Origin of the sequence: Clostridium sp. D33t1_170424_F3 (assembly GCF_015667585.1) — a bacterium.
GTDB lineage: Bacteria > Bacillota > Clostridia > Oscillospirales > Acutalibacteraceae > Anaeromassilibacillus.
Genome location: NZ_JADPEG010000004.1, coordinates 25909 through 37466, shown reverse-complemented (window position 1 = coordinate 37466; position 11558 = coordinate 25909). Strand labels below are relative to the sequence as shown.

The window sequence follows — 11558 nt, the reverse complement described above, 5'->3', positions numbered from 1 at the left end:
ATGGGATTGCAATATCAGCCGACGCGCGCCGCACAGCCGGCCGCAGCCGCAACGGAGGCCGCTGAGCCAAAGGAAATCGAGGTGTACGACGTATCCGTGCAGCGCAAGGAGATGGCGGAAAAGCTGGTCAACTCCAAAGAGGTGGACGATCTGGTTTCCACCATCTGCATCAACGAGCCGCAGACCATTGTCACCTTTGGCGCCAAGGCCGCGGAGGAAATCGCCAAATGCTCCGACACCATCCTGAACAGCGTCAACATGGCGCAGATCAACGACGCGGGCACCATGCTGACCACACTCGGCAATATCATGGATAAATTTGATATTCAGGAAATCGCCGCCGACGAAAAACGCGGCCTGTTCTCCAAGTTTTTCAACAACATCCAAAAACAGATCGAGCAGATTCTCGCCAAATACCACACCATGGGCGAAGAGGTGGACAAAATCTATATCCAGCTCAAGCAGTACGAAGTGGAAATTATGGAATCCAATAAGAAGCTGCAGGCCATGTTTGAGGCCAACGTTGGTTATTATCAGGAGCTTGTCAAGTATATTCTGGCCGGCGAACAGGGTTTGAAGGAAATTGACCAGTATCTCGGCCAACTGCGCGCCGATTATGAAAAGACGCAGGACAGCATGCTGCAACTCGACCTGAACGCCATGGAACAGGCCAAAATCATCCTGGAGCAGCGCGTGCAGGACCTGCGCATTGCGGAAAATGTGGCGATGCAGTCCATCCCCATGATCCAGTCCATGCAGTTCGGCAACCTGAATCTGATCCGCAAAATCAACTCCGCCTTTATCATCACCCTGCCGGTATTCAAGCAGGCATTGACGCAGGCGGTCCTGCTGAAGCGGCAGAAGATTCAGGCGGACGCCATGCAGGCGCTGGACGAGCGCACCAATGAGATGCTGTTGAAAAATGCGCAGAATACCGCGGACCAATCCAAGCTGACCGCACAGCTCGCCTCCTCCAGCTCCATCAAGGTGGAAACGCTGGAAAAAACCTGGCAGACCATCGTCAACGGCATCGAAGAAACCCGCCGGATTCAGGAGCAGGCCAGCGCAAAGCGTCAGGAAGACGCCAAAAAGCTGGAGGCAATGAAAGAGGATTTTCGCAGCAAAATCCATATGTAACGACGTAAGCAACAGCAGACGCTGTTTGCATATAAAAAACAATGAAAAGAGGACAAACATATGCCTATCAATCTTTCCAAGGGTCAAAAAGTCGATCTTACCAAAGGCAACGCCGGTCTGGACAAAATCCTGGCGGGATTGGGCTGGGACACCAATAAATACGACGGCGGCAGCGAATTCGATCTGGATGTTTCCGTCTTCTTGACGGACGCACAGGGCCGTGTGGCAAAGGATACCGATTTTATTTTCTACAATAACACGCAGGATGCGGCCGGCAGCGTGATTTACGGCGGTGACAACCGCACCGGCGAGGGCGAAGGCGATGACGAAACCGTCAACATCATCCTGAGCAAGGTCCCGGCGGATATTCAGAAGATTTCTTTTACCGTTACGATCCACGAGGCAGACGAGCGCGGCCAGAACTTCGGCCAGGTGCAGAACGCTTACATCCGTGTGGTAGATACGGCCAAAAACGAAGAGCTGCTCCGCTATGATCTGGGTGAGGATTATTCCATTGAGACCGCGATTGTCGTCGCGGAAATTTACCGCCACGGCGGCGAGTGGAAATTTGCAGCGGTCGGTTCCGGCTTCCAGGGCGGTCTTGCGGCGCTGTGCCGTAACTTCGGACTGGACGTCTAAATTTTTACAGAAAGAATGTGACAATATGGCAATCTCTCTCCAAAAGGGCCAAAAGATCGATCTGACCAAAAAAGACGGCAGCCAGCTCACCAACCTGATGGTTGGACTCGGCTGGAAGGAAGTGCAGCAGGGCGGCGGCTTCATGGGTCTCTTTAAAGCAAAGCAGGATGTGGATATCGACGCATCCGTGCTGATGCTCGGCGCGGACGGCAAACTCCATGCAAATGAAAACATCATCTACTTCGGCAACAAAGATCATTCCACCGGCTGCGTCCATCACTGCGGCGACAACCTGGTGGGCGGCAAAATGGGCGGTATGGACGATTCTGAGCAGGTCCTGATCGATCTGGCGCGCGTCCCCGCGCAGATTGAACGCATCGTGTTCGTAGTCAACATCTATGACTGCGTCCGCCGCAAACAGCATTTCGGCATGGTGGAAAACGCCTATATCCGCATTGTAGACAAAGGCTCCAACGAAACCATCGCCAGCTACAACCTGACGGAGGACTACTCTGGCAAAACCGCCATGACGGTGGGAGAAATCTACCGCCACAACGGCCAATGGAAATTCAATGCGATCGGCCAGGCCTCCTACGAAGGCGGGCTGGGTGAACTCGTGAAAAAGTACTCATAAGCGCATTCAAAACGCATCATTTTATATAAGGGAGGACATGTAACATGCCTATCAATCTTTCCAAAGGACAAAAAATCAGCCTTAGCAAAGAAGCGCCGAACCTGAAAGTCGCGTTGGTCGGTCTGGGATGGGATACCAAACAGTACGACGGCGGCGCGGATTTCGACCTGGACGCATCCATATTCCTGCTGGACGCCAGCGGCAAATGCGCGCACGATACGGACTTCATCTTTTACAATAACCTGTCCAGCAGCGGCGTGACCCACTCCGGCGATAACCGCACCGGCGAGGGCGAAGGCGACGATGAAGCCATCACCATCGAGTTCGACAAGGTTCCACAGTCCGTGGAACGCATCGCGGTCACCGTCACGATCTATGACGCGCCGGCGCGCGGCCAGAACTTTGGACAGGTACAGAACGCCTACGTCCGCCTCTTGGATGTAGACAGCGGTACCGAGCTGCTTCGCTACGACCTGGGAGAAGACTATTCCACCGAAACGGCTATCGTCTTCGCGGAAATTTACCGCTACAACGGCGAGTGGAAGTTCTCCGCCGTGGGTTCCGGCTTTAACGGCGGCTTGGAAGCACTTTGTAAAAAATACGGCCTGGACGTATAAGCAGGCCCATCTTGATTTGGTCAGGCCCGTATGCCATATGGTGTGCGGGCCGCCATTTGTAACCGGAGGAATCAAAATCAGCCCATGCAGTATTTTCAATTTTTAACAGAGGAAGAAAAGGCTTCTCTTTTCTTCCGCAACCCAAAACCATTCAGCCGCTCCTCTTCCCGTGAAGAGCTGCGCCGCGCGCTGGGACCGCTTTTGTATATGCCATCCACAGGCACCCGTATTGCGGAAACCATCCTGTCCGGCAAAATCAGGGGGCTGGTCTCCGCGGCGATCTGTCTGGAGGACTCCGTGGGCGACGTGGACCGCGCTTTCTGCATCCACAATGTGATGGAGCAGGTGGACCAGATCGCGGCGGCCCTGAAGGACGGAACGATTTTACAGGACGATCTTCCCCTCCTGTTTATCCGGATACGGGATTACGCCATGCTGGAGGAAATGCAGGACTTCTTTATCCGCCGGTCTGACGTAGTGACCGGTGTGATCCTGCCCAAGGTAACGGCCGCCAACCTGCGCGAATACCTGCCCCGGATTGAGGAAATTAACTGGCGCAGCGAGCACACAGTCTATGCGCTGCCCATTCTGGAATCAGAGGAAATTATCACCTCCACCCATCGCATGCGCCTGTTGAATACCCTGCGCGAGCGCATGGATCCGTATTATTCCTATATTCTAAACATCCGCATCGGCGCGACCGATTTCAGCGGGCTGTTCGGGATTCGCCGGCAGCCGGATACGCCTGTTTACTCCATTGCCGCCGTCAGCGGCTGCATCGGGGACATTGTACGCACCTTCGGTCTGCGGGACCGCTATACCATCAGCGCGCCGGTCTGGGAGTATTTCGGCGATCCGGGACAAACGCCGCTTCCCAGGGAAATTCAGGGCCTGCTGCAGGAATGCTCGCTGGATTTACAGAACGGCCTGATGGGAAAAGCGGCCATTCACCCCACACAGCTTCTTCCCATACAGGCGCTGCACGCCGTCCCGTATGAGGCATTTCAGGACGCGTCCGGCATCCTCGCGGAAAACAGCGCCAGCAAAGGCGTCCTTTCCAGTGAGGCGGGAAACAAAATGAATGAGTTGAAGCCGCACGAGCGCTGGGCGGTTAAAACATTGGCGCGCGCGCATCTTTACGGCGTATACCGCAAAGATAAAACGAACGCCGACCTGATACAACTCGCTTATCACGGAGAAATGAACGTATGACCAAAACGTATTCCATTGCAAATGCCCTTCGTCTCACTTTATCTTTTGACGCCATCCGGTTCGGACTCGACCCGGACGCCTTATTTTTCCCGGCGGTGCGCCGGAACCAGAAACGCGGTTTCCTGTTCGTCAGCAAGGTGTTGGGAAAACATCTGGCAATCCGGCCCGCCGCCCTGTGTGCGGCGGCAAAACTGCTGGCCTGTGCCGATACCGGCATTGTACCGGATGCTTTGTACACAGACGCGGTCAACCAAACCACGGAACCCTCGTTTCCGTCGCTTTATCATTCCGTCGTCTCCAGCCGGACGGCTGTTCCGGAAAGCACGCTGTTTATCGGCTTTGCTGAAACGGCTACCGGATTGGCGCAAGCGGTCGCCAATTGCTTCGACGGGGATTTCTGCTATGCTTCCACCACCCGCATGGAGATACCTGGAATGCGTTCCCTGCAATTTCAGGAGGCGCATTCCCACGCGTCAGAGCATTTCCTCTATCTGGACCGGATTGCGGATTTTATGAAGCGCTGCCGGCGCGTCGTTTTGATTGACGACGAGCTGACCACCGGGAATACCGCCCTGAATCTGATCCGGGAGCTGCACCGGGTATACGGCACCCAAAAATACGCCATCTATACGCTCCTGGACTGGAGTACGCCGGAACAGCGCCGGGAATTGGAACAGGAACTGCACATTTCCATTGAGGTTGTCTCTCTGGTCAAAGGACGTATTTTAGATGTGGAAAGTGCACAGCCTGATTTTGAACCAGAAGAATACAGCGACAATACCGGAACGGATTACCACGCCGTCCGTGCAGGCGCGCTGCTCTCCTGTCCTTCCGGCGCTTTTTCTCCCGGCCGTACCGTCTTTACCGGAACAGAACTGCACCGGCAAGCGGAATACAGCCAGCAGCTCGCGTCTGCCCTGTGCATTTCTCCGGAACGGACGCTGTTCCTCGGCACTGGGGAATGCATCTACGCGCCCATGCTGCTTGCGGGGTTCTGCGGCGGGCAGTCCTTCCACTCCACCACGCAAAGCCCTGTGATTCCGCTGGAAGGTTCCGCCATTGTAAGCGGCGCGCATTTCCATGCGCCCGACTGCTGCAGCGCAACCGGTTATGTATACAACATCCCGGCGGGCGCCTTTGAACAGGCGGTCATTTTCTCAGAACAGGAGACACAGCAGGCAGACGGACTCCGGCAGCTTACCGCGTTTTTAAACAGCCGCGGCATCCGGAAAGTGACGGTGGTCAGCCTATGAACATCGGGTTGCAGCCTCCCGGCAGCTTCCGTCCGGACGATGTGGTTCTTCTGTTAAAAGACGTCACCGGTCTGGTGGAGGAGCGGGACGTCACTGTCCGGGAAAAGGAAATCCAGGCGGGCCGGCACTATTCCGAGGACCTGCCGATCGAACAGGTCCCCAGCGAAGCATATCTCAAAGTTTTCCATGATCTGATGGAAACCGGCTGCCGCCGGGTCGCCTTATATACCGGCGCGCTGACGCGTCTGGTCCTCTCCCGGTACCCCAATCCGGTTTTTATTTCACTGGTGCGGGCCGGCGTTCCCTGCGGCGTATTGATGCGCCGCTATGCGCTCCGGGAGCTGGGACGCGATATTCCCCACTATGGGATCAGTATCATCCGCGGCAAGGGGTTCGATCAGAACGCCCTGCGCGAGATTCTCCGGCATCATTCCGGCGCGCAACTTGTCTTTGTGGACGGCTGGACTGGCAAGGGCATGATCGCCGCCCAGCTACAAGAATCCTGTGAAGCCTTTAACCGGGAAAATCACACGGCTGTGAAGCCCATTCTCGCGGTGCTGGCGGACCCGGCGCACTGCACCGATCTGTACGCCACGCGCGAGGATTTCATCAATCCCTCCTGCTGTCTGAACAGTACGATCTGCGGGCTCATCAGCCGCACCGTGCATAATCCCCGCATCATTGCTCCAAACGATTTTCACGGCGTTCGCGTGTACCATGAGTTTTCCGGAATAGACCTGACGCAATTCTATCTGGATTCCATCACGGCGCAATTTGTTCCTTTGCGGCAGGAAATCCTTTCTCTGTATGAACGGCGGTTCGCCGAAGATCGGACGCCGGATTGGTCCGGCATGCGGGCGGTTCGGCAAATCGGGGAAGCGTTCGGGATTCCCGATATCAACCGGATCAAACCCAGCATTGGGGAAACGACGCGCGTTTTGCTGCGGCGGGTTCCGGACCGCATTCTGGTGCAAAGCCTCCATCATCCAGACCTTGTCCATATCCGCCTGCTGGCGCAGGAAAAGGGCGTTCCGGTTGCAGAATACCGCGACATGCCCTATCTGTGCTGCGGGCTGATTTCCAACCAGAAAGGGGCGGACGTATGATCTTCTGTGCCGATCTGGACGGAACCCTGCTGTTCTCTCAGCGCCGGATCACGCCGGAACCGCCTGTTACCGCGGTCGAGTTCCGTTACGGGGAACCGTTCGGTTTCATGACGGAGCGCGCCTGCCGGGCCCTGCGGGAGATTCAAAAGCAGTCCGCTTTTTTCATCAATACCCTGCGGGGCGAAGAACAGGCCAAGCGGGTACAGTTTTTCGGGGACGGCGGCTGTGCCTATCTCAGCACGCAGAACGGCCTGTACCTCTATCGGGACGGCGTTCTGGATCCGGTTTGGGCACAGAAGGTGAAACAGACGGTCCGCAGCCTCCCGCAGGACCTGTCCAGCGGCATTCAAACGGTCCTGCATGAGCAGGGCGGTATTGAATGCCTGTCCAAACAATACGAGTATCTGGCGGTCTTTTTTGTGGATGCGGACGCGTTTGACGAACCTGTATACAAACAGCTGCAACGGCATTTTGCCGCGCGCGGCTGGGAGTTTTACCGCCAGCGCAAAAAACTTTACCTCTCCCCCCTTGCGATTGACAAGGGATCTGTTTTACAATATGTGCGCGCCTGCTGCGGGCAGGACCGGGCGATCGGATTTGGCGATTCCTATTTCGACCTGCCCATGTTGTCCCGCTGCGATGCGCGCTACGCCCTGCGCGGCTGCGAGCTGGATGGAACCGACTGGGGGTTCCCCATCACCTTTTCCCATTCCCCCGCACAGGCGGGCACGGAAGAAATATTATCTGAAATTGTACAGGAGTTAAAAAATGTTAAAGCATGAATTGAAAGCACTGACCGAACAAGAGGCCGAGGAAAGCCGGAAGAAGTACGGCAGCAATATGCTGACCCCGCCGGAGCAAACCTCCTTCTGGGCCGCGCTGTGGGACAACTTCCGCGGCGACGCGCTCATTCGTATCCTCACTGTAGCGCTCATCATCACATTGATTTTCGCTTTTCTGGGACTCGGCGACTGGCTGGAGGCGGTCGGCATCGCCATTGCCGTCGTCCTCGCCACCACGGTATCTACATACAGCGAATATTCCAATAATCAGCTCTTTCAAAAGCTTCAGGACGAGTATTCCAGAATCGTATGCAAGGTTTTCCGCAAGCGGGAAGGCTCCGTGCAGATATGCGACATCCAGACGGACAACATCGTCACCGGCGACTATGTTCTTTTGCAGGCGGGCGATAAAGTCCCGGCGGACGGCGTCATCGTGGACGGGTTCATCAAAGTTAACCAGGCCAGCCTGAACGGCGAAAGCGAAGAGGCCTCCAAGCGTCCGGCGGACGAAGATTTTGTGTTCAACCCGGAGGAAATCGATTTCTTAAACGAGCACAAGCTCTACAGAGGCTCCGTCGTCACCAGCGGAGAGGCGATCATGCTGGTCAAATGCGTGGGCGACCAATCGCAGTTTGGCCGTCTGGCGCAGGAACTGAAGGAAGAGGACGACCGCGAATCCCCGTTGAAGCTGAAGCTGGGCAAGGTTGCGGACGCGATCTCCAAATTCGGCTACATCGGCGGCACACTGATCGCCGTCGCGTTTATGATTAACTGCATTTTCTTTAACCCGACCCTGCTCCCTGGTGCGGAAACCTATCTTTCCGCCGCCAACCTGATGCAGATTTTCCGCGATCTGGTCTCTTCAATCACATTGGCCATCGTCATCATCGTGGTTGCCGTTCCGGAGGGACTGCCCATGATGATCGCACTGGTATCCGGCCTCAACATGAAAAAACTCCTGAAAGACAATATTCTGATCCGTAAAATCGACGGCGCAGAGACGGCGGGCAGCCTGAATATCCTGTTCTCCGACAAAACCGGCACCATCACCAAGGGCGCTTTGCAGGTCGTCAACTATTTTTCCGCGGAAGACAGGGAGTACAACAGCTTCAACGATATTCCGGAGAAAATGCAGAAGATGCTGCTGGTCAACATCTGCGGAAATACCAATGCGGTCTGCCTGGTCAACAACGGCAAATTGCAGGTTACCGGCGGCAATATCACAGAGCGCGCCCTGCACGAGTTTGTCGGCATACAGGGTACGCTAGATTATGAAGCGGCAAAGCTGGAAACCGGCGAATCCCTCATGTTTAACAGCGCCAACAAGTATTCCGCCAACGAGATCAAAGGGCCTTTTAACCGCGCTGTCATCAAGGGCGCGCCGGAAAAGCTCCTGAAGAACTGCAAATATTATTACGATGAAAACATGGAGGTGCAGCCGCTGACCGACGCCATCCGCACCCGGCTGGATGAGCGCATGGCGGTGCTCGCCAACAAGGCGATGCGCGTCCTCGCGTTCGCCACCTCCGCAAACCCGATCGGCGAGCACCTCCTGGAGGACCTGACGTTTGTCGGTATCGTCGGTATCCGCGACGAGCTTCGCCCGGAAGCGGTGGAAGCCATCCGCACGGCCAAAAAGGCCGGCATTCAGGTGGTCATGGTCACCGGCGACAAAAAAGAAACCGCCGCCGCCATCGCCCGCGACGCCAAACTGATCGAAACCGGCGACGATATCGCATTGACCAGCGACGATCTGAACGCCATGAGCGACGATGAGTTAAAAAAGATCATGCCCCGCCTGCGCGTGGTCGCCCGTGCGCTGCCGACGGACAAGAGCCGTCTGGTGCGTGTTTCTCAGGAACTCAACCTGGTGGTCGGCATGACCGGCGACGGCGTCAACGACGCGCCCGCGCTCAAAAAGGCGGACGTCGGCTTTGCGATGGGCTCCGGCACGGAGGTTTCCAAAGAGGCCGCGGATATCACCATTCTGGATGACAACTTCAATTCCCTTGTTAAAACAGTTCTGTATGGCCGTACGATCTACAACAACATCCGCAAGTTTATTGTATTCCAGCTTACCATCAACGTCAGCGCCGTATTAATCGCCTTCATTGGCCCGTTCATCGGCCTTGGCACTCCCCTGTCCGTCACACAGATGCTCTGGGTCAACATTGTCATGGATACGCTGGCCGCTCTGGCGCTCGGCGGAGAACCGCCGCTTACCCGTTATATGGACGAGCGGCCCAAGCGCAGGGATGAATCCATCATCAGTAAGAACATGTGGTCTTCTATTCTGACGGTCGGCGCATATCTGACCGCCGCCAGTCTTCTGTTCCTGCTGCACCCGTTCTTCCGCTCCCTGTTCCGTCTGGACGGGCCGGAAATCTATCCCGGCATGGATATGTACTTTATGACCGGATTCTTCTGCTTCTACGTACTGAGCGCCATGCTCAACGGCTTCAACGCGCGCACGGATAAAGTCAACATCTTCGAACACATTGGGGAAAACCGCAATTTTATCTACGTTATGCTCCTGATTACCGTAGTGCAGGTTTTGATGACCTTCATCGGCGGCCCGATTCTGCGCACCGCGCCGCTGACGATCTCCGAATGGGGCTGGGTCGTTCTGTTCTCCCTTGCGATTCTGCCGATCGGCACCCTTCGCAAACTGATCTTTCCCATGAGGGAAAAACACCAGTAAAGAAAGAGAGGCTTTGCAGGCATGCTTGAAATGAAACGGGGCCAGAAGGATTCCATCTCTAAGCTGTGCGGCGGTCTTTCTTTGACGGTGGAGCTCTTTCACAAATCTCCAATGGAAATTGACTGCTCCTGCTTTGGCCTGGACGGCGCCGGAAAACTGGCGGACGATCAATACTTTATTTTTTATAACCACAAGGAATCCCCGGAGCAGGCGGTCTGCCTGCTTCCTCCGGCGCTGGACGGCGCCGTGCGGTTTGTTGTGCGGCTGGATCAGCTTCCAGCCAAGATCGACCGCCTGTCTTTTACCTGCGCCATCGACGGCGTCAACTGCATGCGGGAGCTGACGCAGGGCTTTGCGCGGCTGAAGGCCGGGGAAACCGAATGCGCGCGGTACCGCTACAGCGGTGCGGAATTCTCCGGCGAGCGCGCGCTGGTTATCTGTGAAATCTACCGGAAAAACGGCGATTGGCGCATCAGCGCGGTGGGCCGCGGCTTTAACGGCGGGCTCAAGGCACTGATTGAAAGCTACGGCGGCATTGTGACGAAGGAAGCCCGTTCCCCGGCTCCAGCCGCTCCGGTTCCCGCCCCTTCGGGCGACGTCACCGTCACCAGCCTGATTCCGCCGGACGTTGTCAAACGGATGAACGAACTGACGGAGCGCGCAAAAAGGGAAAACGACTACCTGCTGCCCCTGTACCGCAGTCTGTATGCGGGCATTAACCTGTTGCCGCAGTCTGTCAGCCAGCCTGTTCGTGTGGTGATGGCGGCAGACAACTCCGGTTCCATGTTCGATATGTACCGCAACGGGCGCGTACAGCGCATCATCGATAAATTCTTTGCCTTCGCGTCCGTTCTGCACCCCTCGTGCAGCATGGACTTCTGGGCGTTTGCGGCAAAAAGCCGCCAGTTTGAGTCTGTCACCATGGACAACGTCCGCACCTATTCCTTCGACACCGGCGGCGGATTTGAACGCTGGATGAGCATGCTGAACTACCAGTACAACAACGAGCCGGAAGCGATGCGGGATATCATGATGATTTACGGCGGCAGAAATGCGCCGACGGTCGTTCTGTTCCTCACCGACGGCCGTCTCAGCTCCGATTGGGAGATTGAAGAGATCCTGATTAAAACCTCCCGCTACCCGATCTTCTGGCAGTTTGTCGGCGTCCACGGCGAGGAATACGGCATCCTAGAGCATCTGGAGGAAATTGACGGCCGCCACTGCAACAACGCCAGTTTTTTCCGTGTCAACGACATCGACGATATTACGGACAGCGCTTTATACAGCCGTCTGCTGGTCGCTATGTGCCACTGGATGGAGGAAGCCTCCCGCAAGCGGCTTTGGGAACAGCAAACCTTATAAAATTTGCGCGCATGAAAAATAACGCCGGGTGGATGCAATGCAGCCGCCGCGGCGTTGTTTTTTTGTATCATCCAAAAGGAAAGGGACAATCTTCCGGTCTCCCCCGCTTGTGTAT

At 56.0% G+C, this 11558-nt stretch carries 10 protein-coding genes; all 10 read left to right on the top strand.

Translation table 11 applies throughout. The features are described from left to right. The 10 genes from I4V53_RS03540 to I4V53_RS03495 all read left to right on the top strand — a co-directional run bounded on the left by I4V53_RS03540 (nucleotide 1) and on the right by I4V53_RS03495 (nucleotide 11443). Nucleotides 1-1137 (top strand): toxic anion resistance protein, encoded by a 1137-nt coding sequence (locus I4V53_RS03540; protein WP_195984016.1) that lies wholly within the window; start codon nucleotides 1-3, stop codon nucleotides 1135-1137. 60 nt (nucleotides 1138-1197) lie between these two features. Beyond that, the gene (locus I4V53_RS03535) at nucleotides 1198-1776 is read left to right on the top strand and encodes a TerD family protein (RefSeq protein WP_195984015.1); all 579 of its coding nucleotides are present in this window, start codon (nucleotides 1198-1200) and stop codon (nucleotides 1774-1776) included. A gap of 25 nt (nucleotides 1777-1801) precedes the next feature. Further along, nucleotides 1802-2410 (top strand): TerD family protein, encoded by a 609-nt coding sequence (locus tag I4V53_RS03530; RefSeq protein ID WP_195984014.1) that lies wholly within the window; start codon nucleotides 1802-1804, stop codon nucleotides 2408-2410. Nucleotides 2411-2454: 44 nt separating this feature from the next. Continuing rightward, nucleotides 2455-3027: a TerD family protein gene (locus I4V53_RS03525; protein WP_195984013.1), complete on the top strand. Its 573-nt coding sequence runs from the start codon at nucleotides 2455-2457 to the stop codon at nucleotides 3025-3027. 84 nt (nucleotides 3028-3111) lie between these two features. Continuing rightward, on the top strand, nucleotides 3112-4239 hold the full coding sequence (locus tag I4V53_RS03520; RefSeq protein ID WP_195984012.1) for an HpcH/HpaI aldolase/citrate lyase family protein: 1128 nt from the start codon (nucleotides 3112-3114) through the stop codon (nucleotides 4237-4239). After that, nucleotides 4236-5492, top strand: coding sequence for a phosphoribosyltransferase domain-containing protein (locus I4V53_RS03515; protein WP_195984011.1), 1257 nt, complete (start codon nucleotides 4236-4238; stop codon nucleotides 5490-5492). The genes I4V53_RS03520 and I4V53_RS03515 overlap by 4 nt, the downstream gene beginning before the upstream one ends. After that, complete coding sequence (locus I4V53_RS03510) at nucleotides 5489-6598, top strand: cysteine protease StiP family protein (RefSeq protein WP_195984010.1); 1110 nt, start codon at nucleotides 5489-5491, stop codon at nucleotides 6596-6598. Before I4V53_RS03515 ends, I4V53_RS03510 begins: the two co-directional genes overlap by 4 nt. Then, nucleotides 6595-7380 carry an HAD family hydrolase gene (locus I4V53_RS03505; protein ID WP_195984009.1) on the top strand — a complete coding sequence of 262 codons (786 nt, stop codon included), beginning with the start codon at nucleotides 6595-6597 and terminating at the stop codon, nucleotides 7378-7380. The genes I4V53_RS03510 and I4V53_RS03505 overlap by 4 nt, the downstream gene beginning before the upstream one ends. After that, nucleotides 7367-10081 carry a calcium-translocating P-type ATPase, PMCA-type gene (locus tag I4V53_RS03500; protein ID WP_195984008.1) on the top strand — a complete coding sequence of 905 codons (2715 nt, stop codon included), beginning with the start codon at nucleotides 7367-7369 and terminating at the stop codon, nucleotides 10079-10081. Before I4V53_RS03505 ends, I4V53_RS03500 begins: the two co-directional genes overlap by 14 nt. A gap of 21 nt (nucleotides 10082-10102) precedes the next feature. Further along, a complete protein-coding gene (locus tag I4V53_RS03495; RefSeq protein ID WP_195984007.1) occupies nucleotides 10103-11443 on the top strand; it encodes a VWA domain-containing protein in 1341 nt (446 codons plus the stop codon). Nucleotides 11444-11558: the final 115 nt, after the last annotated feature.